The 25177-nt window shown below is 49.2% G+C and carries 27 protein-coding genes and 1 tRNA gene; 9 read left to right on the top strand and 19 right to left on the bottom strand.

All coding sequences use genetic code 11. The features are described from left to right. Positions 1-68 precede the first annotated feature (68 nt). The 8 genes from FD09_RS07665 to FD09_RS07635 form a co-directional block, all read right to left on the bottom strand. Positions 69-323 (bottom strand): hypothetical protein, encoded by a 255-nt coding sequence (locus tag FD09_RS07665; protein ID WP_057819985.1) that lies wholly within the window; start codon positions 321-323, stop codon positions 69-71. Further along, the gene (locus FD09_RS16245) at positions 320-490 is read right to left on the bottom strand and encodes a hypothetical protein (RefSeq protein WP_157053714.1); all 171 of its coding nucleotides are present in this window, start codon (positions 488-490) and stop codon (positions 320-322) included. Before FD09_RS16245 ends, FD09_RS07665 begins: the two co-directional genes overlap by 4 nt. Next, positions 480-917, bottom strand: coding sequence for a helix-turn-helix transcriptional regulator (locus FD09_RS07660; RefSeq protein WP_057819983.1), 438 nt, complete (start codon positions 915-917; stop codon positions 480-482). The genes FD09_RS16245 and FD09_RS07660 overlap by 11 nt, the downstream gene beginning before the upstream one ends. Before the next feature lie 4 nt (positions 918-921). Then, positions 922-1260 carry a DUF771 domain-containing protein gene (locus tag FD09_RS07655; protein WP_057819981.1) on the bottom strand — a complete coding sequence of 113 codons (339 nt, stop codon included), beginning with the start codon at positions 1258-1260 and terminating at the stop codon, positions 922-924. 5 nt (positions 1261-1265) lie between these two features. Continuing rightward, positions 1266-1619: a hypothetical protein gene (locus tag FD09_RS07650; RefSeq protein WP_057819979.1), complete on the bottom strand. Its 354-nt coding sequence runs from the start codon at positions 1617-1619 to the stop codon at positions 1266-1268. Beyond that, positions 1616-2392 (bottom strand): phage antirepressor KilAC domain-containing protein, encoded by a 777-nt coding sequence (locus FD09_RS07645; protein WP_057819977.1) that lies wholly within the window; start codon positions 2390-2392, stop codon positions 1616-1618. Before FD09_RS07645 ends, FD09_RS07650 begins: the two co-directional genes overlap by 4 nt. Next, complete coding sequence (locus FD09_RS07640) at positions 2389-2607, bottom strand: helix-turn-helix domain-containing protein (RefSeq protein WP_057819975.1); 219 nt, start codon at positions 2605-2607, stop codon at positions 2389-2391. Before FD09_RS07640 ends, FD09_RS07645 begins: the two co-directional genes overlap by 4 nt. A gap of 84 nt (positions 2608-2691) precedes the next feature. Then, complete coding sequence (locus tag FD09_RS07635; RefSeq protein WP_057819973.1) at positions 2692-2925, bottom strand: helix-turn-helix transcriptional regulator; 234 nt, start codon at positions 2923-2925, stop codon at positions 2692-2694. Between the two features lie 155 nt (positions 2926-3080). Between FD09_RS07635 and FD09_RS07630 the strand changes: the two genes are divergently transcribed. The 3 genes from FD09_RS07630 to FD09_RS07620 all read left to right on the top strand — a co-directional run bounded on the left by FD09_RS07630 (position 3081) and on the right by FD09_RS07620 (position 5670). Continuing rightward, positions 3081-3710 (top strand): LexA family protein, encoded by a 630-nt coding sequence (locus FD09_RS07630; RefSeq protein WP_057819971.1) that lies wholly within the window; start codon positions 3081-3083, stop codon positions 3708-3710. An 87-nt stretch (positions 3711-3797) separates the two neighbouring features. Next, a complete protein-coding gene (locus FD09_RS07625; protein ID WP_057819969.1) occupies positions 3798-4430 on the top strand; it encodes a DUF4352 domain-containing protein in 633 nt (210 codons plus the stop codon). 112 nt (positions 4431-4542) lie between these two features. Beyond that, a complete protein-coding gene (locus FD09_RS07620) occupies positions 4543-5670 on the top strand; it encodes a site-specific integrase (RefSeq protein ID WP_057819967.1) in 1128 nt (375 codons plus the stop codon). A 217-nt stretch (positions 5671-5887) separates the two neighbouring features. On the opposite strand, the gene FD09_RS07615 is transcribed toward FD09_RS07620, so the two are convergent. The 4 genes from FD09_RS07615 to FD09_RS07600 all read right to left on the bottom strand — a co-directional run bounded on the left by FD09_RS07615 (position 5888) and on the right by FD09_RS07600 (position 9757). Continuing rightward, positions 5888-5975: transfer RNA gene (locus tag FD09_RS07615), tRNA-Ser, on the bottom strand. Between the two features lie 73 nt (positions 5976-6048). After that, on the bottom strand, positions 6049-6567 hold the full coding sequence (locus tag FD09_RS07610; RefSeq protein ID WP_057819965.1) for an adenine phosphoribosyltransferase: 519 nt from the start codon (positions 6565-6567) through the stop codon (positions 6049-6051). A 21-nt stretch (positions 6568-6588) separates the two neighbouring features. After that, positions 6589-8880, bottom strand: a complete 2292-nt coding sequence (gene recJ, locus FD09_RS07605; RefSeq protein ID WP_057819963.1) for a single-stranded-DNA-specific exonuclease RecJ — start codon at positions 8878-8880, stop codon at positions 6589-6591. Between the two features lie 196 nt (positions 8881-9076). Further along, a complete protein-coding gene (locus FD09_RS07600) occupies positions 9077-9757 on the bottom strand; it encodes a class A sortase (RefSeq protein ID WP_415649453.1) in 681 nt (226 codons plus the stop codon). A gap of 171 nt (positions 9758-9928) precedes the next feature. On the opposite strand from FD09_RS07600, the gene FD09_RS07595 reads away from it, so the two are divergent. The 6 genes from FD09_RS07595 to FD09_RS07570 all read left to right on the top strand — a co-directional run bounded on the left by FD09_RS07595 (position 9929) and on the right by FD09_RS07570 (position 16356). Further along, positions 9929-11095: a galactokinase gene (locus tag FD09_RS07595; RefSeq protein WP_057819960.1), complete on the top strand. Its 1167-nt coding sequence runs from the start codon at positions 9929-9931 to the stop codon at positions 11093-11095. 63 nt (positions 11096-11158) lie between these two features. After that, positions 11159-12151, top strand: coding sequence for a UDP-glucose 4-epimerase GalE (galE, locus tag FD09_RS07590; RefSeq protein WP_057819958.1), 993 nt, complete (start codon positions 11159-11161; stop codon positions 12149-12151). A gap of 30 nt (positions 12152-12181) precedes the next feature. Next, positions 12182-13684, top strand: coding sequence for a UDP-glucose--hexose-1-phosphate uridylyltransferase (locus tag FD09_RS07585; RefSeq protein WP_057819956.1), 1503 nt, complete (start codon positions 12182-12184; stop codon positions 13682-13684). A gap of 13 nt (positions 13685-13697) precedes the next feature. After that, positions 13698-14693 (top strand): LacI family DNA-binding transcriptional regulator, encoded by a 996-nt coding sequence (locus tag FD09_RS07580; protein WP_057819954.1) that lies wholly within the window; start codon positions 13698-13700, stop codon positions 14691-14693. A gap of 141 nt (positions 14694-14834) precedes the next feature. Next, positions 14835-15509, top strand: a complete 675-nt coding sequence (locus FD09_RS07575) for a hypothetical protein (RefSeq protein ID WP_057819952.1) — start codon at positions 14835-14837, stop codon at positions 15507-15509. Between the two features lie 115 nt (positions 15510-15624). Continuing rightward, positions 15625-16356, top strand: coding sequence for an MIP/aquaporin family protein (locus FD09_RS07570; protein ID WP_057819949.1), 732 nt, complete (start codon positions 15625-15627; stop codon positions 16354-16356). A gap of 53 nt (positions 16357-16409) precedes the next feature. Here FD09_RS07570 and lepA read toward each other — a convergent pair whose 3' ends face one another. From lepA to grpE, 7 genes are all read right to left on the bottom strand, one after another. Then, complete coding sequence (gene lepA / locus FD09_RS07565) at positions 16410-18248, bottom strand: translation elongation factor 4 (protein WP_057819947.1); 1839 nt, start codon at positions 18246-18248, stop codon at positions 16410-16412. A gap of 138 nt (positions 18249-18386) precedes the next feature. Further along, positions 18387-19037, bottom strand: coding sequence for an NAD(P)-dependent oxidoreductase (locus tag FD09_RS07560; RefSeq protein WP_057819945.1), 651 nt, complete (start codon positions 19035-19037; stop codon positions 18387-18389). 6 nt (positions 19038-19043) lie between these two features. Further along, the gene (locus tag FD09_RS07555) at positions 19044-20411 is read right to left on the bottom strand and encodes an MFS transporter (protein WP_235812241.1); all 1368 of its coding nucleotides are present in this window, start codon (positions 20409-20411) and stop codon (positions 19044-19046) included. Between the two features lie 49 nt (positions 20412-20460). Further along, positions 20461-20889 (bottom strand): MarR family winged helix-turn-helix transcriptional regulator, encoded by a 429-nt coding sequence (locus tag FD09_RS07550; protein WP_057819941.1) that lies wholly within the window; start codon positions 20887-20889, stop codon positions 20461-20463. Positions 20890-21272: 383 nt separating this feature from the next. Further along, positions 21273-22436 carry a molecular chaperone DnaJ gene (gene dnaJ, locus FD09_RS07545; RefSeq protein WP_057819939.1) on the bottom strand — a complete coding sequence of 388 codons (1164 nt, stop codon included), beginning with the start codon at positions 22434-22436 and terminating at the stop codon, positions 21273-21275. A 121-nt stretch (positions 22437-22557) separates the two neighbouring features. Beyond that, on the bottom strand, positions 22558-24447 hold the full coding sequence (gene dnaK, locus FD09_RS07540) for a molecular chaperone DnaK (RefSeq protein WP_057819937.1): 1890 nt from the start codon (positions 24445-24447) through the stop codon (positions 22558-22560). 52 nt (positions 24448-24499) lie between these two features. After that, positions 24500-25165, bottom strand: a complete 666-nt coding sequence (grpE, locus tag FD09_RS07535) for a nucleotide exchange factor GrpE (protein WP_415649344.1) — start codon at positions 25163-25165, stop codon at positions 24500-24502. Between the last annotated feature and the right edge of the window lie 12 nt (positions 25166-25177).

Genomic DNA, 25177 nt, shown 5'->3' with positions numbered 1-25177 from the left:
TGTGACGAGAAATGTTTTGCTGTGCGACCTTTACCGACTACCATCGGTGGGTCGCTTTTTTAGTACACTCAATTTGCTTCACCACCTTTAATGAGCTGTTCCAGGCGTGGCCGCCAATCGGCGTAGACACCGTTGATATTGCTGTTGGCATCGCGTCGCGCACTGTCTTGGCGTAGCCGTTTGTCCGTCATTGCAATTGATGGGGCGCCCTTGACCGGTTGCAGGTAATTGGCTCGCTCCCAGTCCTTCCCTAAGTCAAATTGCTCTTGGAGAGTGGATGCAATTTCGTCCAGCAGTGCGTTAAGTTCCTTGTTTTGCTTCATGCCAGTGCCTCCTCCTGGTTGTGTTGACGGACCAGACGCTGAATCTTGTTATCGGCGATACGGTGTAGGTCATTGAGTGGTTCCGATGGACCTGCCAGGATACGCATCACTGTGATTTTGTTCCGCCACTTAAGCAGATTGACGAGGTGCTGTTCTTCAATTGTCATTTGGTTTCTCCTTTCCGCCGATCCCGTCGCAGGTAGCACTCCTGATAATCATTCGAATTGTGTCCGCACGCCCTGACGCAAATCCTAGAAGGAAATATGGATTCTGCGCGCGGTCAAGTGCTAGGCCTTTAATGCTGTTGGCTAAGTCGTAAATCCGTTTTAAGTCGTCTTCGTAAATTGATACTTTCTTGTCGTTCATTGCGACCACGAAGGGTTCAACTCCTTCCTTTTCTTCCAGCCCAATTAGATAGGCAGTTGGTACGTTGAGCACCCGACTTAGGGATTCCCATGTTTGCGTTCGTGGTTCTCTAGCTCCGCGTTCCCAATTGCTGATCGTTTGCCTGGTGACGCCAAGTTGTTTGGCAAGATCGCCTTGGCTAACCCCCGTTTGCTCACGTGTTTCCCTCAACCTGTTGGCTGATATCATAACTTCACTTCCTCTCTTTACTGGCTTCCCGCGCAATTTCCGGGAAATAGTCGCTCATGAATTTGCCAAACCGCACCGGGTCGCATCGGTAGCCCTTGACACCACTGCCCGGATACATCACTGACTGCCCCCGCAGCATTCCAATAAATCGTGGATTTTGAAAAATATTGTCAGAGAACCAGGTCACCTTTTGGTGATACCGCTGAGCCAGGTCAATTGAATCCCACCACCGATAGGTATCTGCTTGTTCGACGAGCCGGTCATACTCGGCCTTGCTGATAAGCACCTGATCGGCGGGAATCTCAATACTGATGGTTGGTGTGATGGTGATTGATTGCGTCATTGCCCTCACCCTTTCTTTGGCTTCGGCGGAATAAAGGCGTCAACCCCATCCGGCAACTCTTCAACGCCATGGTATTGAGTCACCAGATAATCGTATGTGGCCGCCAATCCACGCATCGCTGCCACACGGTCTGTGATTTCGCTGAACTTTTTTCCCGCGAGCGAGGATTCGGTGGAAACAATGCGTTTACCGTCCTTATCCAGGTCGGTGATGAAGCCGTCAGGGTTGAGGACGAAATCTGCGCAGTCGGGAATATCATTGGCAATTCGCATAAACTCGCCGCTAACACCGTCAATCATGTCGTCGAGCAACTGAAGTTTGATGTCTTTCCACTTTTTGATGCTGATTGTTTCCGTCATTTTGCTTCACTCCGTTCAATCATTGGCAGAATACCGTGTCCCTTTAGCTGGTCGTAGATAAACAGCCGACCTTTTTGTGTCCAGTAGGTGTTCATGTGGGAAGTCTCCGTGTCATCTACGAAGGTCTTGCTCTGGGTGTAGCCTAGGTCCTGATATGCGGCATACAATAACCAGATCCGACCTTGCTTGTATTGAATACCGTAGTCATGCAGTAGATCATTCAACTTCCGGCCGCTAAGGCCATAGTCCTTAGCAATTTTCGTGATGGACATCAGCGATTTGTTCCGCAGGATCAGGTCATAATAGGTAGCTTTGGGTTCCAGTTCTGCCACTCGCTGCTCGGCGATCAGGCGCCCCTGCTTCTGTTTGTCTCGCTCTTCGGCCAGGTCCGCCGCCAACCGCAGGGCCTCTGGTAAGGACTGCGGAATCGCTGGTGCGGTCGACGGGTTGAAGTAGTTCTCTTCCAAACTGTCAAATACATCCCATGCATTATCCGTTCCCAGCATTTTAGAGTGCCGCGCGGCGCCCCGGCGAGTCCAAAGATAGAGGTGTGCTGTTCGATCTGCGACCAGGGAGCTATTTGCTACTTGGTCCTTGAACCCCTTAAGGGCCGCGCCCTCAAGCAGAAAGTAATGAAGACCTTCAGCAAATTTGTCGGCATTGCGCTGAAAATTCTGCTTGATTCGGTCAGCCGTGGTTCCATATAACCCGGCCAGTTGTTCCGTGGTCAGCACCCGCTGCCCCTGATTTTCGATCGGTTTCAGTTCGTTCATTTCTGGTCTCCTTCTTTCTTCAGTCGGGATAAATCCAAGATGTACGTGCTTGTCACCCCGAGATAGTCGGCGACACGCTGGAGGGCTTTCGCCGAGGGATCATGTCTTGCCCATTTCGAGATACGCCCCGTGGTCAAATCCAAGTCCTTTTCAATCCGATAAATTGAGACACCTTTGTTCTTGGCCACGGTTTGAATTGCAGAGTATATAGTCATAGGTTCTCCTTTCTAAATGCTGAATAATCGGTAACCGCAATTTTCCCTAGATTCGACGAAACGAAAAAGTGCGGTTGGACAATATTATTTTTCTGGGTGTCGGTGCTCAACTACAAATGTTTTGTAGTCGTCAGGCAAAAAAATAATATTGTCAAAGGGCTGGTTATAAAGCCCAGCCAGTTTGTAGGCCATGTTGATACGCAAGGACTTCCGGTATTTCTCATAATCAATGTACGTCTTTTGGGAGAAACCCAGGCGTTTAGCGGCTTCATACTGGCTCAAACCGGCGTTTACGCGAGCCGCTTCGATGGTAATCATTGTGCATCGCTCCTTTCGATAACCATAGCGTACTACAATTTATTTGTAGTTGCAACCCCTATAAATAAATTTTTTGCTTTTTGCACTTTACTTTTCTACAAATATATTGTAGTATTTAGATATATTAAGTAGTAGGGAAAACGAGGGATGACCAAATGAGCGTAGGGGACAACATTAAACACCTCCGGAAAACACATAAAATGACCCAGGAAGAATTAGCCAAGAGGCTGGATATTGCCGCGACCACGGTATCAGCTTGGGAAACTGGGCGAGCTAATCCCTTAATGGATAAAGTCACGCTGATGGCTCGTATGTTTGGTGTGCCGCTTTCGGACATTGCCGGTGATCCCTCTACTATTCACTCCAACAGCAAATCGAAACATGTGAAATTGTTGGGAGTAGTTTCAGCGGGGGCGCCATTGGAAATGTTTGAAAATCAAGAGGATGTGGAAATTCCAGAGAACATCGCAGAAATGTGGCCCGAGGCCTTTCTGCTCGAAGTCGGAGGTGACTCGATGAATTTGGTCATCCCGCAAGGATCTTATGTGCTAATTAATCCACAGCACGATTTTTCTGACAAAGATGTCGTCGTGGTTGAATTTGATGGGGAGGAAGCAACACTCAAACGGCTGTATCATGCGGGTAAAAACCTTGTGCTCCAGCCAGAGTCCACAAACAAAAATTACACCCCAAAAATTTATACCCCACAACAGGTCGAAGAAAACGAGATCAGTGTGCTGGGCAAGGCGGTTTGGTTTATGGCTAATCCAAATCAACGGCTATAAAAATAGCCCTTACACCGCTGCAACGGCATAAGGGTTGGGGTTGGTTCTTTTGCTCAAAATAATTGTATCACATGGGAGAGACTAGTAATGGAGAAATTTAAGCACTTACTCAAAACACCGTTGTTTTGGGTTGCGACAGTTTTGGGGGTACTGGTTATTATCATGGGGGTCAACAATGTCCGAAACTCGGACAAGTACGAAAAGATGTATGCCCAATTGGTGTCAGTGACTAAGCAAAACACCAAACTGGACAAGAAAAATAAGTCCTATGAAAAAATATTCAGGGCGTTGGCGGGCGGATCTAGCTCCAGTGACTCTGATGACTCGGGGGATGATGATGACAGCTCCTCCGCCGATACCTCGCACAGCGGGGATGTCGGCGGCACAATGGAGTTTAAGAGCGGCGAGAAGGTAACCGTGAATAAAATCGCAGATGATCCCAGTGCTCCTGTACACGATATGGCAGCAGGTGAGCACCCCGTCGCCGTCACCGTCACCGTGGAAAACACCAAGTCCACTCCACTCAGCTTTAACGCTCAAAACTTTGACCTATATGATGGTCAAAAAGAGATTGGCGATTTTAACGCGGGGAGCTACAGCAACAATATCCCAAATTCGATCGCAGCGGGCATGAAAGCAACGATGACCATTTACTTCGGGGCAAAGAACAATGGCCCTTACTCTGTCACCTTTGGTGATTATACTTGGGTCCAAAAATAAAAAATAGCACCTACCCTCTTAACCTTTGGCCGGGTCTGGGTAGATGCTGACAAGAACCACACCATTAATGCGCGCCCTTTGGTTACATTATATCAGAAACGGAGTGATAAAAATGGCCAGTATTACAAAACGCGGCGGGAGCTGGCAGTATCGAGTCAGCTACAAGGATAAAGATGGCAAGCGTAAATACATCAATCTCTCCGGCTTTCCAACCAAAAAAGCGGCATCCATCGCCGCCGCCGAAGTGGAACGACAGTATAACCGCGGGGCAGATCTGTCTGCGCACAACGTGACTCTAATCGAATATTGGGACCGCTGGTTGGCTCTTTATAAGACTGGCAAGCACGCTCGCATCACGGAGGCCAGATATCCAACTATCCGTAAGCACCTATTGAGCTACTGGGGCGAGGAACGAGAGCTTAAATCCATCAGCAAGTCCGACTGGCAAGAGTTTATTAATGCTTTTGGCAAAGGCCGCGCCAAAGACACCGTGAGCAAGCTTAACGGCTATGTGCGGTCTATGGTCAACTCCGCTATCGACGACCAGATTGTCTACTCAAATTTCACCCATGGCGCAATTCTGACGGGCCGCAAGGGCAAAGCCCAGGACTTAAAATATCTTCAGCTGAGCGATATGAAGCGCCTCTACGACTACTGTGCCGACCACGCCTCGCTCCGCTCCCTCTATAATTACATCATCACCACGGGTCTCAAAACGGGAGCGCGCTTTGCGGAGATCATCGGACTCCAGTGGGACGATGTGGACCTTGACAATTCCCTCATCCACATCACCAAGACCTGGGACTACATGTATCGGACGGGCTTTGCTCCGACCAAGACGCCCTCCAGTGTCCGCGATGTGGAGATTCCGACCAGCCTAGCCACCCTGCTCCGTCAACTCAAAAAAGAGCAGACCGCCGACAATCTCAAAAAGGGCTATCGCGATCCGCTCAATTTGGTTTTTCGGAACAACCGCCATGAAGTCCCCTCTAATGCCGCCATCAACAAGGCTCTGCATCAGGTCGAGGAAAAGCTGGACATCAATCCACGAATCACCTTTCATGGTCTCCGCCACACCCATGTCAGCTATCTCATCTCCCAAGGGGTCGATATTTATTACATCTCCCACCGGTTAGGCCACAGCAACATCGAAATTACACTCCGTGTTTACAGCCATCTATTAGACCAGACTCGGCAGGAACAGGCCGTCAAAGCCATTAAGGCCCTCGACGCTCTCTGATTTTCCCTAAAAAAGTCCACCAACTGGTGAGCTGCATCTCAGGCTTGGTTTCGTCGTTGTTGAAAGTGGCGTGGTAGCGGGCCAGAATTCGAATCTCCTTGTGCACCGTTTGTGCACCGCGGGTGCACAACGAGTAGAATTCAGGAGAAATGAAAAACCGTAAATGCTGATTTAACGGCGTTTACGGTCTCAGTAGAACTGTATAGAAACATAAAAAAGGAGAGTACAGGATTTGAACCTGCGCGCCGGTATTAGCCGGTTCGCCGGATTTCGAGTCCGGTGCATTACCACTCTGCCAACTCTCCAGAACGCCTACTATCTTATCAAAAAGTAGCAGGCTTGTCCATGACAGAACTGAAAAAAGCAGTCATCCAAGGACTAATACTGCATCAGCGTAAACATGTCATAACCCTTGATCTTGTCCCGGCCGTGAAGATCCGTTAACTCAATCAAGAAGGCCGTGCCGACCACAATTCCGCCTAGCTCTTCGACCAGCTTAATCGTGGCGGCTAACGTACCGCCAGTGGCCATCAAGTCATCGACAACCAAAACCCGTTGACCCGGCTTGACGGCATCTTTATGCATAAAGAGTGATGCCTTCCCATACTCCAAATCATAAGTCACGGAAACTGTTTCCCGTGGCAATTTGCCCTTTTTCCGTGCTGGTGCAAACCCAACACCTAATTTATAGGCAACTGGACAACCCACAATGAAACCCCTAGCTTCCGGTCCGCAGACCATTTCCACGCCCTTGGCCTGGGCGTAATCAACAATTGCATCGGTCGCCGCCGCGTATGCCTTGCCATCTTCCATTAAGGGCGAAATGTCGCGAAAGATAATGCCCGGATCTGGAAAGTCCTTTACATTTGCGACGTAATCTTTAAAATTAATTGCCATTGTTTTCTCCTACCTTATAAGTTAATGAAACTGCTGATTAAGAATCGATCGTACTTTGTCCCACGATCCTGTTTGTAAGGTTTGTACCAATTGAATATGTTTTAACCGTGCTTGATAGTGCGGCGCCTGATCTAACGGTTGCGGAGTCAGATCATTTTGAAACGTGATTGCTTGTCCGTCCATCGCTAAGAAGCCAAGATCAAAGAACACTTGAATTATAAAACGCAACGTGGCCATATCCAGTTGCAATCGCTTGGCAATTTGCGGTAACTGATCTGGATTCACCGGGGTATGCGCTTTGAACTCGTTAAACACAGATCCGAACATCCGCTTGTCTGGCATCGCGGTACCTAATAAAGATTGCGATGCATAGAAAATGACCCATACTTGTTCCGGTACCGCATTTTGTCCCAACTGTTGTAACTGTTGAATGCTTGTCGGCGCATCAACCAATACCAGCTTAGTGTACTGTTTGAGTTGGGGGTCGTCAAACATTATTCGGGGTTGATCGTTTAAATATGTGGCCAACCGCTTAGCATAGGCTTTCTGAAAAAAAACATAGGCCGCATCTAAACTGAATTGGGAACGTTGGAGGCTGGGTGACCTTAAATCGTTCAGAACAGGTGTGACGACGTTAATATCCATTAATTGAAACTGGGGAGTCGTCCGTCCTTGCCACGTATTTTTCTGCAAAGTCCCATACATCGTGACGTCTTGGGCATTCATTAAACCGGCACCGCTTTTTGCCAGATTAAAACCGACGGTATTGACCACGCTTTGACCACTCACCATTTGACACCGTAAATGCGCGTTGGTTTGTCCCATCGTTTGAACACCTCGGACTAATTCCGGCTGGACCGCGAGAATTGGTTGGGTGTTGTCCGTACCAAAGGGCGCTAACACTGCTAATTGATCGTCAAAATCCAATGTCAATTGCGGTACTGTCACGGCCAAATCGGCAGCTTTAGTTGGTTTAGCGCCAGGCTTAAACTGTTGATCCTGAGCCGCTTGTTCCAAAACGGCCGCCAATTTCGCCATTTGCTCAGCAGCAATGGTTAACCCAACCGCTGCGGCATGACCGCCAAACTTAATATAGTCTTCACGGTGCGGATCCATCGCGTCGAACAAATTATAAGCTCCAGCCGTGCGTCCGGACCCCTTATAATCATCGGTCAACTTTTCCCGACTCAAGACAATCGTCGGCTTGCCGGTATCCTCCGCAATCCGGTTTGCGACGATACCCAAGATGCCCTCGTGCCAGCCCTCACCCGCAATGACTAGCGTCCGCCGCTGCTGATTGGCCGAATTACGCGCTTGGACCAATGCTTGATTCACCACGTCTTGGACCCAAGAACGGCGCTTTGTATTGGTGTCCTCCACTTGCTGTGCCAACGTATCTGCCTCATCCGGATCAAAAGTGGTGAGCAGGGTCACTCCGACCGTCCCATCATCCACCCGTCCCAGCGCATTCAGCCGCGGCGCAATGACAAAGCCAACCGTTTCTTCATTAATCGTAGACGGATCAATCTTAGCCACTTGGTACAATGACTGCAATCCTAAGCGATCAGTGGTCTGCAGCTGCTGCAGACCGTAATAGGCAATGATTCGATTTTCATCCACTAAAGGCATCACGTCGGCCAGCGTCCCAATCGCCGCCAGATCCAATAAATCAGCGGGTACGTCTTCCATTAATGCACTGGCAACTTTGAAAGCCACCCCCGCACCGCTCAGCTGACCAAAAGGATACGCGGTATCGGGATAACGAGCATGCACGATGGCGTAGGCTTCTGGCAAAACGGTCGGCAACTCGTGGTGATCGGTCACAATGACGTCGGTGCCGTGATCTTGAGCGTAAGCAATCTCGTCATGGCCGGTAATCCCGTTGTCCACGGTCACGATCAGCTTAGTCCCAGTTTCTACTAGATATTTATAAACCGCCATGTTTGGCCCATAGCCATCGGTAAATCGGTTAGGAATATAAAACTCCACTTCCCCACCAAGGTTTTCAATGGCCTCTTTCATGATGGCCGTGCTGGTAATACCGTCTGCATCGTAGTCCCCATAAATGGTGATTTTTTCACCTGCAGTAACGGCTGCCTTAATGCGGTCACAGGCCTTTTGCATGTCGTGTAGAACAAATGGGTCATGCAGATTCGACAATTCTGGGCGCAAAAATTCATTGACCGCCGCCGGGGTAGCCACGCCGCGCTGCCGTAGCAGATGGGCGATGGTCACGGGTTGGTCAATTTGTTTGGCAAATTCTTGATCCTGTTCATCAATGGCTTTGGGGCCAGTCCACGTAAAGCGATTCAAACAATTACCCTCCGTCTTTCTTCCAGAACACAGGCTTCCATTATAGCAAAAGCCGGGACAAACCAAAACAGCCGGGACCACCACACCCACCGTTGTTTCTTCGGCCAAAATAATAAACCTTCAGAATCTGGAAAATAGATTCTGAAGGTTTATGACGCTTGAACAACCAGTCATTGTGAACATGTGAATGACCACATTACTGCGCACTGAACACAGCCAAGGTTTGTTTGTTTGCTGGCTCTCGACTCACCAAATGGCCGCGAATGGCCCACCGGTTGACCCCGCCATCGGCACAGGTGATTAATGTGACCATTGTATCCCCAGACACATCGTTAATCAGGTACACCGCCGTCGGGTCGACAATCTTTTTCCAAGTAATCTTATAAATATAGACATGTTCCAAATCAGTCAGATAAACTTGCTGTCCTAATTGAGTATCTTCTAAAGGAGAAAACAAGATACCCTTGTTAGTCATATAGTGGCCGGCAAGGGCATAATTACCCTCGCCCATAACCTGATCGGGTTTCATCGTACCGCCGCCAGTGGACAAAGCCGCGTCACTAAGGCCTTTCACAATAGGCAGACGCATACCAACAGCAGGGATGGCCAATTTGCCAATCACACTCACATCACTGTTGACAGCGGCTTGGACCACCTGGGTCGTATCGATGCTCTTAACCTTGGCAAAGTCGAATTGTCCCTTGTGCAGCTCGTTCTCTTGAATTTGCTGCCGAGACACATTCATTTGCCGTTCCGACATTGTTGATACCAGCCAATTTTTGATCGGTTCATTGAAGATCAACAATATCCCCACCACAAACACAATAAATAGGAGAACACGTACCAGTACCTTTCCCGCTTTTTTCACACGCGGAATGCTCCTTCCCCGGTTTGGAAACCTGCTGACTATCCATATCATATAGAAAACACGAATTGCGGTCAATTTTTCTGTTCGCCAAAAAAGTTGTAACGGTTACAAATTATTTACTAAATTTTACTAAATGCATGTTATACTGAGGCTGTAAAATTATTGAAAGAGGTGCTCATTATGGATCAAGCAACAATGTTAGAACAATTCCAACAAACCTTCGACAAACCCGCCACAGCAATGTACTTTGCCCCCGGCCGGATCAATTTGATCGGCGAACATACTGATTATAACGGCGGACATGTTTTTCCTTGTGCTATCAGCTTAGGGACATACGCTGTGTGTGCGCCAATCAGCGCGCGTGAGTTGCATGTTTACTCCGCCAACATCCCCGATAAGGGAGTCATTACTATCGACTTGGATGACCTTGTAAACAAGAAAGAAAATGATTGGGCAAACTTTGTCGCCGGCACGACCAAGTTCATGGCTGAAAACGGCACGATTGACCACGGCTTCGATATCTTCTACTGGGGCAATCTTCCAGATGGTGCTGGCTTGTCTTCCTCCAGTGCCCTGGAGATGTTAACGGCAATGTTGTTAAACGATCAATTCCACATGGATATGGATCGGGTCACCATGGCTAAGTTAGGCCAACGGGTCGAAAACCAATTTATCGGCGTTAATTCGGGCATTATGGATCAATTTGCTATCGCCATGGGTAAAAAGAACCACGCCATTTTATTGGATACCAACACGATGGAATATGCCTATCAAAAACTAGACCTGGGTGATGCCAAAATCATCATCATGAACACGAATAAAAAGCGCCAGCTGTCCGATTCCAAGTATAACGAACGCCGCGCTGAATGTGAAAAGGCTCTGGCCCTGATCCAAAAAAAAGATCCAGTGAAGAGCTTAGGGGCACTGTCTTTGGATCAATTTGATGAGGATACTTACCTGATTAATGATGCCACCTTGCTGAAGCGGGCCCGGCACGCCGTTTTTGAAAACCAACGGACGATGCGGGCAGTCGACGCCTTACAAAACCACGATCTAACCGAATTTGGTCACTTAGTCAATGCCTCCCACATTTCTTTGGAGTATGATTATGAAGTCACTGGTATCGAATTGGATACTCTGGTGCATACTGCGTGGGCGCAGCCTGGTGTGATTGGTGCCCGGATGATTGGTGCCGGTTTTGGCGGATGCGCTATTGCAATTGTCAAAAACGACGCCATCGAAGCTGTCGAAAAGGCTGTTGCGACAACTTACAAAGAGAAGATCGGTTATGCCGCTGACTTCTATGTGGCTGAAATTGCCGACGGTCCCCACCGTGTGGCACTTTAATCCCATTGGCCTTTGACCCACAGAACAAATTCGCGAACCCATTACATTTGGAGGTAATAGTTTATGACAGTATTAGTACTTGGCGGTGCCGGTTATATTGGATCTCACACTGTCGATCGGTTAATTGATAAGGGTTACGATGTGGCCGTGGTCGACAATTTGATCACCGGCCACCGCAAGGCTGTGAATAAGAAAGCCCGTTTCTATCAAGGCGACGTCCGCGATAAACACTTCATGCGGGAAGTCTTCGACAAGGAAAACATCGAAACGGTGATCCACTTTGCCGCTTTCTCCGTTGTACCGGAATCAATGGCTAATCCGCTTAAGTATTTTGATAATAATACTTACGGGATGACCGCTTTGCTGGAAGTGATGCACGACGCTGGTGTGAAACGGATCGTCTTCTCTTCTACGGCCGCCACTTATGGCGAACCAAAGCAAGTACCGATTAAAGAAACTGATCCGCAAATTCCAACGAATCCATACGGTGAAAGTAAACTGGCCATGGAAAAGATCATTCACTGGGCAGACGTGGCCTACGGGATCAAGTTTGTTGCGTTACGCTACTTCAACGTGGCGGGGGCCAAAGCCGATGGTTCCATCGGTGAAGACCATCATCCTGAAACCCACTTAATTCCCATTATTCTGCAAGTTGCGGCTGGTAAACGGGACAAGTTAACTATTTATGGCGGCGACTACCCCACTGAAGACGGTACCAATGTTCGAGACTATGTTCATGTGGTCGACCTGGCGGACGCCCATATCTTGGCCATGGAATATCTGACGAAGGGGAACGAATCGGCCGCTTTCAATTTAGGTTCTTCCCACGGCTTCTCGAATAAAGAAATTGTCGATGCGGCTCGGAAGGCTACTGGCAAACCGATTCCGGCTGAAATTGGGCCCCGCCGTGCCGGAGATCCAGCCGTTTTAGTGGCATCCAGTGAAAAAGCAAAGAAAATTCTTGGTTGGCAGCCGCAATACGACGACATGGAAAAAATTATCGCGACGGCTTGGCAGTGGGATGAGAAACATCCCAACGGTTATGGCGATCGGTAATTTAGACCAGCAGAAAGAAGCGACTAACTGATGACACAACATACCGGACTTGTCGCAGCATTTGTTAAAGCGGTGATTGCGGCTAATCCAGATTACGGCGCGTTGGATCGTGTCTATCTCACGAATCGCGTTCTCGCTTTAGTCGGTGATGGTGCCCTTGCATTGACCACCACCACGACGAATACCATTGATCTAAAAAATGAATTGGTTGATTTCGCCCAGCAGCAGGATCAAATTGGTGCTTCCGCACCAGAACGGGATATTTTAGGTGCCCAGTTAATGGACCTTTACACCCCCACTCCGAGCACGGTCAACCGCACTTTTTGGAAACAGTATGCCCGCTCTCCCCAAGCTGCCACGGAATATTTCCATCAGCTGTCAGAATCCAATGACTATATTCAAACCCGCCAAATTGCGAAGAATATTCGTTATTTGGCGCCCACCGACTATGGTGATCTAGAAATTACCATCAATTTATCCAAACCGGAGAAAGATCCAAAGGCGATTGCAGCCGCTGCGAAGCAAAAAAGCAATCACAGCTATCCGCAGTGCCAGTTATGTTTGGAAAACGAAGGCTATTTAGGTCGTTTGGACTTTCCCGCTCGAAGTAATCACCGTATCATTCGTTTTGACATTAATGGTCACCATTGGGGTTTCCAGTATTCGCCGTACGCTTATTTCAATGAACACAGTATCTTCTTGGACACGATTCATGAACCGATGCATATCACTCGCCAAACCTTCGTGAATCTTTTGCACATTGTCGATATTTGGCCGCACTACTTTGTCGGCAGTAATGCTGATTTACCCATTGTGGGTGGTTCAATGCTGGCCCACGAACACTACCAGGGCGGTCGCCATACCTTTCCCATGGCCGTAGCTCCGCTGGACTATGCCTTTGCTTGGCCCGCCCATGCCGACGTCTCTTGTGGTGTCGTGCATTGGCCAATGTCTTGCATCCGGTTAACAGCCAGTAATGAGGCACCGCTAATTGCGGCAGCTGAAAACGTTCGCAGTGCTTGGCAGGAATATTCTGATGAATCCCTGGATATTCGCGCTTATACAGGCGGCACGCAGCATCATACGGTCACACCAATCGCCCGCCGCACTGCAAGTGGTGACTATCAACTGGACCTGGTGCTACGGGATAATCAAACATCATCCAAGTACCCAGATGGTATTTTCCATCCCCATCAGGATGTCCAACATATCAAGAAAGAAAATATTGGATTGATTGAAGTGATGGGCTTGGCTGTTTTGCCTGCGCGTCTAAAATCGGAGTTGGCTGAGGTAGAAAAATTTGTGTTGGGCCAACCCAACGCAATGAAGGAATACCACCGTCCCTGGGCGGACCAACTCGCCCATGCTCATGCTGGCCAGATTACAGCGGACAATGTTCATGGGATTGTCCAACAGGCTGTGGGTCAAGTCTTCCGTCGGGTCCTGCTCGACGCGGGTGTCTTCAAACGAGATGATGCTGGTCAAGCGGGGTTCAAACAATTCGTCCGCGCATTAACCCAGTCAGCCAAATAAGGAGGTTTACACCATGGCCACGATTAAGGACATCGCGGCGCGTGCAGGAGTTTCCAGCGCCACTGTCTCCCGGGTGCTCAATTACGATCAGTCCCTGAATGTGACAGAAGAGACTCGACGCAAGATCTTCCAAGTGGCCAATGAATTGCAATATACCAAAAATCGACGTCAACCGCCCCGTGAAAAACGCATTGCCATCCTCCAATGGGTGGACGAAGCCGATGAGCTCAGTGATTTGTATTACTTGTCGATTCGGATGGGCGTGGAGGAAGCTGCCGCCGAACGTGGTTATTCCGTCATTCGCCTTTTTCATTCACTGGACACAAACGAGTTGAAAAACATCGTGGGGATCATCGCTATTGGAAAATTTGGCGATGAACGCCGCAAACTATTGCAACAATTTCAGCTCCCCCTGGTTATTGTTGACGACGATGTGCTCGCCAACGGCGTCGATTGTGTCGTTGCCGATTTTACTGGGGCAGTAAACCAGGTGGTGGACTTTTTCATTAGCCACCATCTGGAACGGATTGGACTGCTCCAAGGAACTGAAAAAACGAGTGACGGGCAGCCATGGTTTGATTTACGGCCGGCTGTCTTCACCCAAGCGATGAACCGTCTGGGATTATTCCATCCAGAATGGGTGTTCAAAGGGCCTTTCAAACCTGCAACTGGGGAAGAAATGATGACCACTGCCATTGCTCAACTGGGAGATCAGTTGCCCGATGCGTTTTTCGCGACCAGTGACGCCTTAGCCATTGGTGCACTGAAGGCTTTGCGTAAAGCTCATATTGATGTGCCTCATCGGGTGGCATTAATTGGCTTTAACGATATTTCGATCGCCAAATACTTGGAACCGCCCTTGACCACTGTGCAGGTGGACACAAAAGCAATGGGCCACCAAGGGTTTGACCGACTGGCCCAATTGATTGAAAAAGGACCGGATATCGCGATGAAGATGACGTTAGCCACGCACCTGGTCATCCGCCAATCAACACCGCAGAAACATTGATTAATTCACTTGCCAACATGTTTTCTTTACACTAAGATTAAAAGGTTGTCTTGACGTCCGCATTTATGCGGATGTTTTTGTGTCGGAAATGTTCCCATTTTCGTATAATAGAATTAAGTAGACGAAAGGGAGCTGGATGCCGTGAGTACCGTCTTGTTGGTTTTGTTCGCGATCGCCGTCTGTACGTCAGTGGTCGGCCTAGTTTGGTCGATTATTGTCGCTGTGCGTCCCCATCACCGCCGTTCTTGGCGCAGCGCTGCCGCTTTATTGGGCGTTGGCCTGATTGTGAGTGTTCTCTCCTTCACAGGTCTCGGGGCAGCCGTCCAGGGAGAAGGCCGCGAATCTGCTGCACAACAAACCAGCACTCCTGATCCGCAGGCCGCATCATCGTCTAAAGCGGCCAGTGAACGGGCTGAAGCGCAGGCCGCGCAGGAAAGCAGTCAGGCGCAATCTGAACAGGAATCGTCCTTGGCCGCACAAGCTTCAGCCTCGTCAGCTTCGTCGGCCAGCATTGCCGCCAAGAATAGCGAGATCGCACAAAGCGCCGCTTCATCTTCCGCCGCCCAGGCGGCCAAGGAAAGTTCCCAAGCCGCTTCCGCTTCTCGGGAACAGGCAGCCCAATCTTCATCCGCTGCCAGTCAATCAGCCAGCACATCTTCAGCCAGTCAAGACAACCAATCTGTTGTCGGTGATTCTCGCAATCACGTCTATTATCCGGCGAATCAAGTCCCATCCTCCGTCCCGGCCAACGCCCGGACATCGTTTGCCAATGCTGCCGCGGCTCAAGCCGCAGGGTATCAGGCAAGTGGACAATAAGTGCCATTATTTCTGTCCGTATATTTTGATTTGTCATGGCAGTGACCATTCGCGCGCTCCCGCTGCACCACGCAAATAGCCGCCGCTTTTTATATTTAGAAAGTAGGAAATTATTATGGATTTTGCACTCACCGCGCGATTGGCTGCGGAAATGATTGGTACCGCCATCATGGTCATTCTTGGTAACGGCGCCGTGGCCAACGTCGATTTGGAAGGAACAAAAGGGAACGGCTCCGATTGGATGCTGATCGCAGTCGGGTACGGTGCTGGGGTCATGATCCCTGCCCTCTTGTTTGGCAGCATCTCTGGCAACCACATCAACCCTGCCTTCACCTTGGGCTTGGCCACCGCGGGGCTGTTTCCTTGGAGCGAAGTCGCACCATACATTGCCGCTCAGTTTACCGGCGCCATTGTCGGACAGCTGATCGTGATAGCTGCTTACAAACCGCACTATGATTTAACCACCAACTCTACACGAATCTTAGGCACATTCTCCACTATCGATGCGACTGCAAGTCAAACGAACGGTTTTATTACTGAATTTATCGGTTCCTTTATTCTATTTTTCTCTGCACTCGGGATTACTAAAGCCCCCTTCTTCCAAAACAATCTCGGTACCGCCCATCTGGCCTTGGGCTTCCTGGTCGGAACATTGGTTGCTTCCTTGGGTGGTCCTACTGGCCCCGCGCTAAACCCTGCCCGTGACTTGGGCCCACGAATCGTTCATGCCCTAATGCCTTTGAAGAACAAGGGAGATTCCCAGTGGTCTTATGCTTGGATCCCAGTCGTCGCACCCATATTGGCGGCCATCGCGGCCGTTGGATTGTACAAAATCATTTTCATGTAAAATAAAACCGCGCCAGACAAAATTTGCGATGTCTGGCGCGGTTTTTTTATTAATTAGCGATCGTGAGTTTCTTCTTCGTTTGTTTTCAATACCACCATAAAGGCTTCCTGTGGAATTTCCACATTGCCCACGGCCTTCATTCTCTTCTTGCCGGCTTTCTGTTTCTCTAGCAGCTTGCGTTTTCGCGTGATATCCCCGCCGTAACACTTAGCCAAGACGTTCTTACGGTATGCCTTCACGGTGGTCCGCGCAATAATCTTATTGCCGATGGCTGCCTGAATTGGGATTTCAAATTGCTGCCGAGGAATCGTGGCTTTCAATTGGGTAGTGATGTCGCGCCCGCGCTGATAAGCGAAGTCTTTATGCACGATAAAACTCAATGCATCAACCGGTTCACCGTTAATCAGGATATCCATCTTCACCAAGTCGCTGGCGCGATAACCCACGATGTCGTAATCCAACGAGGCATAGCCTTTGGTGCTCGACTTGAGTTCGTCGAAAAAATCGTAAATGATTTCAGACAACGGCATCTCATATACGATACTAACCCGGTATTTATCCAAGTAATTCATTGTGACGTATTCGCCGCGTTTACGCTGGCAAAGTTCCATAACAGCTCCGATGTAGTCACTGAGTACCATGATTTCTGCTTTGACATACGGTTCTTGAATTTCTTTGATCGTTGTCGGGTCCGGCATATCCGCCGGATTATCCACCACGTGGGTATCGCCATCCGTGGTAATGACGTGATAGTCCACACTGGGGGCAGTCATGATCAAGTCTAGATCAAATTCCCGCTCCAGGCGTTCTTGAACCACATCCATATGCAAAAGACCCAGGAAACCGCACCGGAACCCGAAACCCAGGGCCTGGGATGTCTCCGGCGTAAATTCTAACGCCGCGTCATTCAGCTGCAATTTTTCCAACGCTTCACGCAAGTCGCCATATTTGGCATTTTCCACCGGGTACATTCCTGAGTAAACCATGGGCTGGATTTGGCGGTAGCCTTTCAATTCTTTGGCCGTTGGATTGACTGCGGAGGTGACTGTATCCCCCACCCGGGTATCCTTAACCGTCTTGATAGAGGCCGCCAAATAACCCACGTCACCAGCCATCAACATATCCCGTGGTTGAGCTGTCGGGGACATCACACCGACCTCGGTGACTTCGTAGGTTTTGCCAGTACTCATGAGTTTGATTCGATCGCCGACTTTGACCGTCCCGTCAAATATGCGAACGCTCAAGACCGCACCACGATAATTATCGTATTTGGAATCAAAAATCAGCGCCTTGAGCGGCGCATCCAAATCGCCGTCTGGTGCCGGAAAATCATGAACGATACGTTCCAATAACTCAGGAATACCGATCCCCTCTTTAGCACTGGCCAAAACGGCATTCGAAGCATCAATACCGATCATGTCTTCAATTTCTTGTTTAACCACATCTGGCTGCGCACTGGGTAAATCAATTTTGTTAATGACTGGAATAATCTCCAAATCATTATCCAGAGCCAGATAGACGTTGGCCAAGGTTTGGGCTTGGACCCCTTGGGCAGCATCCACCACCAGAATGGCACCTTCACACGCCGCTAAAGAACGCGACACTTCATAAGAGAAGTCCACGTGTCCCGGGGTATCAATGAGATGGAAGATGTATGTTTCGCCATCCTTGGCTTGGTAATGCAGTTCCACCGCGTTCAACTTGATCGTGATGCCCCGTTCTCGCTCCAGAGGCATATTATCCAATAACTGATTGGTCATATCGCGTTCCGCCACCGTATGGGTCATTTCCAAAATACGGTCAGCAATCGTGGATTTGCCGTGGTCGATGTGGGCCACAATGGAAAAATTACGAATGTGTTTTTGCCGTTCGATCATTTGTTGCCGATCCATTTTCAGCCTACTTTCCGTGTGTTCAATATTGTCGATTATACCATAGGAATCCCGCTAAGCGTGACTGGGCCGTTTCGTCGATGAAGATACGAAAAGGACCGCTCCCAAGATACCGGGGCGGTCCTTCAACAACTCATTTTATTTGTCCGCCACGGTAAAGCGAGTATCTTCATGGGCGGGTTGTTCAATTTCATTGAGGACGGCCACGGCCATCGTACCAGCTGATGTGTGCGAATCACCAGCAGCGTTGTGGAGCAACACATCCTCTCCCAACAACGCTTCTTTCGCTGGACCTGGCGCAAACTGTTGACTCGGCGAAACGCCGACCCAGTTCACGTTCTTTACTGTCCGCAGAAACTGTAATTCGTCATATTGATTCTCTGGGACGGCAATAAATGTCTCACTTTGGGGAAGTTTGCGCAGGTCATCAACCAATAAATGATGATCCGCGCCCGTTTGCAGAGAACCAGCACCTAAAATAAACACCAGGCGGGGTGTCATCGTTTCTCGAAACATCGTCACTAACCGAGTGGCCAGATCCACATGCCGATAAGCATGTGCCGGATCCGTCGCAAAGGCATCGACAATTGCATCTGCGCCGGATAATTCCGGCGCAGAAAGTGAAAAAACATCAGCCGCACGGGTATGGATTCCCGGATTTTTCTTAGTCAGCTCATCCAAATCTTTCTGTGACCGGGCGATCCCGGTCACCTCATGCCCCCGGTGCAATGCTTCCTGGACAATGGCGGAGCCGGCCATACCGGTGGCGCCAATCACAATAATTTTCATGTGCGCTCAACCTTTCTCAACAGTTTTTCTAAACAATACTTGAATCAAAAGCACGAAAGCAATGGCCAGAAGCGCAATGACAAAGAATAATGCATTTTGTGCCCCGTTAGCGGTCCCGACCGCCTGTGTCACATGCGGCGCCGATTGTCCCAGCGCGACAATTGCCGCGACTATCGCAGTGCCGACCGCACCGGAAATTTGTTGAATGGTGGTCATAATCGCATTACCATCACTCTTGGTCGGGCCAGTCAAGTAAGACAAGCCTTGAGTCATAATGTTGCCAAACGACATCCCCAATCCCACCATATAGACCGTATACAACACGGCGATGAGACTATTACTCAGCTGATGGGCAAAAATTGCCAGCGTGACATTACTGCCTAACGCCAAAAGGATGCCGGTCATCAGAGGCGGTTTAGCACCCCAATTATCATAAATCCGACCGCCCAGCGGTGACATCACAGCACCCAACAGCGCCCCTGGTAACACCAGCAATCCGGCTGCGTTAGCACTTGTCCGATTGACTAACTGAATATAATTCGGCAAAATAAACGATAAGCCAATTGTCGCAATCTGAAAGGCAAACAGACCAAACGTCAACGAAGCAAATCCACGATTCCGCAGTACGCCAAAATTAATAATTGGGGTTGCGATCCGCTTTGACCGCCACAATAGGAATCCAAAAGTGACCACTGCCACAATCAGCATACCACCCACCGTCAAGCTGATAAACGGCTGCGCACCGAGGCTGGAAAAGCCCAAGATCATCGTGACAAAAGCCACAGCCAACAGAATAACACTGGGGCCATCCAAAGTGGCCGCACTCACCGGATTCTTTTGATGAATCGACACAATACCAAGCACCAATGACGCCACCAGCAGTGGGGTGAGGAATACGAAGATAAATCGCCAACCCAGTGTATCGACAACAAATCCACCAAATGTCGGCCCAATGGCAGGGCCGACAGCGGTAATCAATGTTCCCACACCCATCATCAATCCCAACTTAGCCATTGGGACTTGGTCGATAATGATATTAAACATCAGCGGTAGCGCGATACCGGTGCCCAAGCCTTGAATACCCCGCCCCAACAATAAAACGGCGAAAGATGGCGCCGCGGCATCAATCAGGACACCGGCCAAAAACAGCAAGTTCGCAGTGATAAAAAGTGTTTTCGTAGTGAAGCGCCGTTTCAGAAAAGCCGACATCGGCACAATAATTGCAACCACCAACAAGTAAAGTGTGGTCATCCACTGAACCGTGCTGGTGGTAATGTGGAATTGACGCATCAGGGTGGGAAAAGTGATATTCATCGCCGTTTCAACGATCGTGCCACACAGGGACATGACACCAGTGGCCACAATGGCACACATGACGTACCAGGGAATCTGTTCGTTATTTTGTTTTGTTTCAGTCAATTGTTTACTCCTCATCAATATGGGCAATCTGGTGCAGAAAGTGCGTAATTAACCGCACTTCTGCCGCCGAATAGCTTTTAGTCAGGGTCTGATCGGATTGTTGCATATAGTGCCGGACCAATTGAATCTGATCCTTGGCAGCGGGGGTCAAATGCACTTCCTTTTGCCGGGCATCAGAGGTCGCGTTTTGCCGCCGCACCAGGCCCTTCTTTTCCATGGCTTGCAATACCTGCGTCGTCGTCGAGCGCTGAATTCGAAACTCATGCTCAATGTCCCGCTGCAAAATCGTACGGCCATTTTGGGTCTCCCGATATAAGTAATCAATAAACGACATCTGGGTCCCCGTTAACCCATGCTGTTGCGCAAACTGATCCAATTCCCAAGAAAGCCGATTACTCGCAATTTTCAATAAGCGTCCAATTTGAGCCGTCATCATAATCCCCTCTTTTCGTTAGGATGCTAACGTATTATACAACCATTTTCAGAAAATAAAAAGCCCCCTGACATTTTTGTCAGAGAGCTGAGAAAACCATTGGTAAAAGATTGCGCAATTTGTTTCTTGAAAATTTGAGTAACAAGAATTTTGAAAGGTGGTGGGTGATTCTAGTGCCAATGCGGAGCAAGCGAAGGTGGCATGGGGGCTCAGTGGTGGAAACAGCAACAATCTTGGCCTGGTTTTGGCCAAGATTGTATGCTGTTAGGCGACTTTGAGACCGCGCTCCTCAGCGGGCTCAAAGCGCCGTCACCACGTTCCAGCCCCCATGCCGCCGAAGCTTGCGCAGCATTGGCACGGCCGTGCACGCACTTTCTAAATGCCTACTCGTCCCCGCGCAACTTGTCCCGCATCTTCTCAAACAAATTCTTCTCTTGCGGTTTGATCTTGTCACCGCCAGCGTCTGAAAATGCCTGCAATGCTTCTCTTTGCTTCGAGTTCATGTTCTTCGGCGTAATCACTTGCACCCGCACATGCTCGTCACCATTACCGCTGCCCTGTAGTTTCGGCACACCCTTACCGCGTAAACGGAAGTTAGTACCCGACTGTGTGCCAGCTGGGACCTTCAATTTCACCTGGCCGTGAACCGTGTCCACACTAATCTCGTCCCCCAGAGCCGCCTGGGCAAAGGTGATCGGCACAGTCACATAAATCTCATAACCATCCCGTTCAAATTCCTTCGATGGCGTTACCTTAAAGACGACATAAAGATCCCCATAAGGACCGCCGTTTTCGCCAGCATCCCCTTGGCCGTCTAGCCGCATTTGCTGACCATCATCAACACCGGCCGGAACCTTCACCTTCAAGGTATGTCGTTGTTGCTCATGACCAGTACCGTGACAAGTTGGGCATTTGTCTTTAATTTCTTTACCGGTACCATGGCAGACATCACACACTTCACGTGTACGCATTACACCAATTGGAGTTTGCCGCTGAATTTCAATATACCCTGAGCCATGACACTTGTGGCAGGTGACCGGACTCGTGCCCGGCGCCGCACCACTACCATGACAGGTGTGACACACGGCAGTCCGATCATAGGCGATCTCAGTATCTTTACCAAAGATGGCTTCTTCAAATGATAAATCCATCCGGTACTGCAAATCCTGACCTTGACGTGGTGCAGTCGCATTCTGCGTTGTCGCACCACCGCCAAAGAATTGGGAAAAGATGTCGTCGAAACCGCCAAAACCGCCGGCACCGCCGCCAAAATCTCCGAAACCACCGGCGCCGCCAAAGCCGCCAGCACCGGCGCCAGCGGCACCGTTCATGCCTGCTGCGCCATATTGGTCATACTGAGCACGTTTTTGGGGATCGCTGAGCACTTCATAGGCTTCGTTAATTTCCTTAAACTTCTGCTCGGCATCCGGTGCTTTATTGACGTCAGGGTGCCACTTCTTCGAAAGCTCGCGATAGGCATGTTTAATATCGTCATCGCTGGCATCCTTGCTGACCCCTAACACATCATAGTAGTCACTTTTCGCCATCAGGCGTCCTCCTTGATTCGTTCAAAATTTACACAGACTGTCACCAATATACCATAGGTGCCAGAACAACAAAAGCCTGCCCAAAGGCAAGCTTTTGAATGGTTGAGGCGTTCAATTCAAATTACTTATCGTCGTTGTGCACTTCTGAGAAGTCGCCCTCAACGGTGTCGCCATTACCACCGTCTTTACCTTTGTCGCCGCCATCTTTCTTATCGTCGGCAGCACCAGCACCAGCATCAGCACCGCTGGCTGCGCCAGAAGCAGCTTGATCCTGTTGCGCTTGTTGATACAACTTCACAGTTAAGTCTTGAACGATCTTGTTCAATTCGTCCCGTTTCTTCTTCATGTCCTCCAAGTCATTAGCTTGTTGGGCTTTCTTCAAAGCGTCTTCAGCATCTTGAGCCTTCTTGATCTCATCGTCAGAAACCTTGCCCTTGAGTTCTTTCAACGTCTTATCAGTTTGGAAGATCAATTGATCGACATCGTTCTTCAGATCAACTTCCTCTTTCCGCTTCTTATCGGCGTCTTCATTTTCTTTGGCTTCGGCCATCATCTTCTTGATTTCTTCATCGGAAAGACCTGATGAACTCTGGATGGTAATCTTCTGTGATTTACCAGTGCCCAGATCCTTAGCAGAAACGTTCACAATGCCGTTCTTATCAATATCGAATGTCACCTGAATCTGCGGTACGCCCCGGGGAGCAGCTGGAATATCCGCTAATTGGAACCGACCCAGCGTCTTATCATCGGCAGCCATCGGCCGTTCACCTTGCAACACATGGATATCAACAGCAGGTTGATTATCGGCCGCAGTGGAGAACACTTGGGACTTGGATGTGGGGATCGTCGTATTGCGATCAATCAACTTCGTGAAGACACCACCCATGGTTTCAATACCCAAAGACAGTGGCGTCACATCCAACAGAACCACATCGTGAACATCGCCAGTGATTACCCCGCCTTGAATGGCAGCGCCTAAAGCGACGGCTTCATCAGGGTTGATGGAGTGATCAGGTTCCTTACCAGACCACTTCTTCACAGCTTCTTGCACAGCCGGTGTCCGAGTGGACCCACCATTTAAGATGACCTTGTCAATGTCGGCATAGGTTAACTTGGCATCACGCAATGCATTGTCCATCGGAATCTTAGTCTTTTCCACTAAGTCGGATGTTAATTCATCGAATTTTGCCCGGGTTAACGTCTTTTCCAAATGTAACGGACCATTAGCACCAGCGGAAATAAACGGTAAGGAAATCTGCGTACTGGTTACGCCAGAAAGATCCTTCTTAGCCTTTTCTGCCGCGTCCTTCAGCCGTTGTAAAGCCATTTTATCTTGACTCAAGTCCACACCGTTGTCGGCCTTGAAATCTTTGATCAACCAATCCATGACCCGTTGGTCAAAGTCATCACCGCCAAGATGCGTATCCCCGTTCGTAGAGAGCACTTGGAAGACGCCGTCGCCCAATTCCAGGATGGAAACATCGAATGTACCACCGCCCAGATCATAGACTAGGATCTTCTCGTCTTTCTTCTCATCTTTATCGACCCCATAAGCCAAGGCAGAAGCAGTCGGTTCGTTAATGATCCGATCCACCTTCAACCCGGCAATTTTGCCGGCATCTTTAGTGGCTTGCCGTTGGGCATCGTTAAAGTATGCAGGAACAGTGATGACCGCATCCTTAACTTCTTCGCCTAAATAATCTTGAGCGAAGTTCTTAATATACTGCAAGATCATCGCAGAAATTTCTTGGGGTTTATACGTCTTGTCCCCGACCTTAACGGTGTAATTGGGATCGCCCATATGCCGCTTGATAGAAGAAATCGTATCTGGGTTCGTAATGGCTTGCCGCTTAGCGACTTCCCCAACTTGAATTTCGCCATCCTTAAAGGCAACAACGGACGGTGTAGTCCGATTACCTTCTGGATTTGCAATGATCTTCGGTTGGCCGCCTTCCAAAACAGCGACTGCGGAGTTTGTGGTGCCTAGGTCGATACCAATGACTTTTGCCATACTCAAATTACCTCACTTTTACATTTCGTTATTAAATTAATTGTGTATCTGATTACTGTGCCACAACGACCATGGCAGGCCGCAGGACCCGGTCTTGAAGCATGTAGCCCTTTTGCAAGACTTGAACCACCGTTTCAGCAGGGTGGTCATTATCAGCAGGGACAGTAGAAACAGCTTGATGCTTGGTGGGATCAAACTTCTCACCGGCAGCCTTGATTTCAGTGATGTGATTTTCCTCCAGTGAATGGATCAAATGCTGCTGAGTCATCTCGACGCCTTTATGCAATTGATCTAACCCACCGGCCTTCACCTCTGCGGCCAAAGCTCGCTCCAGGTTGTCTGCAACCGGTAAAATTGATTTTGCCAATTTTTGCCCATCATATTTCAACATTGAGTTGATTTCTTTTTGCTGACGGGCACTCATGTTACGAATCTCTGCTTCAGCCCGTAAATATTTATCTTCAGTTTGGGCCAGTTTGTCTTTTAACTCTTTATTTTCTTGTTGTAACTTCGTGTCGCCGCTACCCTTTAACAATTCATCAAGGTCGGCTTTGGTTTCATCCAAAACCTGATCCTCAACGGATTCGGTGGCGTTGGTCTTTTTATCTCGGCCAGCAGCCACATGGGCATGGATTTGCGCGGCGGTATCTTTGTCCTGAACATGTTTTTCGTCAGGAAAAGTTGATTTTTTTGTTTCTGATTCTTTCTCCTTAGCCAATCTGCAAAACCC

It is taken from the genome of Schleiferilactobacillus perolens DSM 12744, assembly GCF_001435585.1.
Taxonomy (GTDB): domain Bacteria; phylum Bacillota; class Bacilli; order Lactobacillales; family Lactobacillaceae; genus Schleiferilactobacillus; species Schleiferilactobacillus perolens.
The sequence above is the reverse complement of the archived record's forward strand: the minus strand, read 5'-3'. Positions and strand labels throughout refer to the sequence as shown.

Excerpts from the sequence above, each read along its gene's own strand:
- FD09_RS07665 (WP_057819985.1), bottom strand. The coding sequence starts at position 323 with ATGAAGCAAAACAAGGAACTTAACGCACTGCTGGACGAAATTGCATCC.
- FD09_RS16245 (WP_157053714.1), bottom strand. The coding sequence starts at position 490 with ATGACAATTGAAGAACAGCACCTCGTCAATCTGCTTAAGTGGCGGAAC.
- FD09_RS07660 (WP_057819983.1), bottom strand. The coding sequence starts at position 917 with ATGATATCAGCCAACAGGTTGAGGGAAACACGTGAGCAAACGGGGGTT.
- FD09_RS07655 (WP_057819981.1), bottom strand. The coding sequence starts at position 1,260 with ATGACGCAATCAATCACCATCACACCAACCATCAGTATTGAGATTCCC.
- FD09_RS07650 (WP_057819979.1), bottom strand. The coding sequence starts at position 1,619 with ATGACGGAAACAATCAGCATCAAAAAGTGGAAAGACATCAAACTTCAG.
- FD09_RS07645 (WP_057819977.1), bottom strand. The coding sequence starts at position 2,392 with ATGAACGAACTGAAACCGATCGAAAATCAGGGGCAGCGGGTGCTGACC.
- FD09_RS07640 (WP_057819975.1), bottom strand. The coding sequence starts at position 2,607 with ATGACTATATACTCTGCAATTCAAACCGTGGCCAAGAACAAAGGTGTC.
- FD09_RS07635 (WP_057819973.1), bottom strand. The coding sequence starts at position 2,925 with ATGATTACCATCGAAGCGGCTCGCGTAAACGCCGGTTTGAGCCAGTAT.
- FD09_RS07630 (WP_057819971.1), top strand. The coding sequence starts at position 3,081 with ATGAGCGTAGGGGACAACATTAAACACCTCCGGAAAACACATAAAATG.
- FD09_RS07625 (WP_057819969.1), top strand. The coding sequence starts at position 3,798 with ATGGAGAAATTTAAGCACTTACTCAAAACACCGTTGTTTTGGGTTGCG.
- FD09_RS07620 (WP_057819967.1), top strand. The coding sequence starts at position 4,543 with ATGGCCAGTATTACAAAACGCGGCGGGAGCTGGCAGTATCGAGTCAGC.
- FD09_RS07610 (WP_057819965.1), bottom strand. The coding sequence starts at position 6,567 with ATGGCAATTAATTTTAAAGATTACGTCGCAAATGTAAAGGACTTTCCA.
- FD09_RS07595 (WP_057819960.1), top strand. The coding sequence starts at position 9,929 with ATGGATCAAGCAACAATGTTAGAACAATTCCAACAAACCTTCGACAAA.
- galE (WP_057819958.1), top strand. The coding sequence starts at position 11,159 with ATGACAGTATTAGTACTTGGCGGTGCCGGTTATATTGGATCTCACACT.
- FD09_RS07585 (WP_057819956.1), top strand. The coding sequence starts at position 12,182 with ATGACACAACATACCGGACTTGTCGCAGCATTTGTTAAAGCGGTGATT.
- FD09_RS07580 (WP_057819954.1), top strand. The coding sequence starts at position 13,698 with ATGGCCACGATTAAGGACATCGCGGCGCGTGCAGGAGTTTCCAGCGCC.
- FD09_RS07570 (WP_057819949.1), top strand. The coding sequence starts at position 15,625 with ATGGATTTTGCACTCACCGCGCGATTGGCTGCGGAAATGATTGGTACC.
- lepA (WP_057819947.1), bottom strand. The coding sequence starts at position 18,248 with ATGGATCGGCAACAAATGATCGAACGGCAAAAACACATTCGTAATTTT.
- FD09_RS07560 (WP_057819945.1), bottom strand. The coding sequence starts at position 19,037 with ATGAAAATTATTGTGATTGGCGCCACCGGTATGGCCGGCTCCGCCATT.
- FD09_RS07555 (WP_235812241.1), bottom strand. The coding sequence starts at position 20,411 with ATGTGTGCCATTGTGGCCACTGGTGTCATGTCCCTGTGTGGCACGATC.
- FD09_RS07550 (WP_057819941.1), bottom strand. The coding sequence starts at position 20,889 with ATGACGGCTCAAATTGGACGCTTATTGAAAATTGCGAGTAATCGGCTT.
- dnaJ (WP_057819939.1), bottom strand. The coding sequence starts at position 22,436 with ATGGCGAAAAGTGACTACTATGATGTGTTAGGGGTCAGCAAGGATGCC.
- dnaK (WP_057819937.1), bottom strand. The coding sequence starts at position 24,447 with ATGGCAAAAGTCATTGGTATCGACCTAGGCACCACAAACTCCGCAGTC.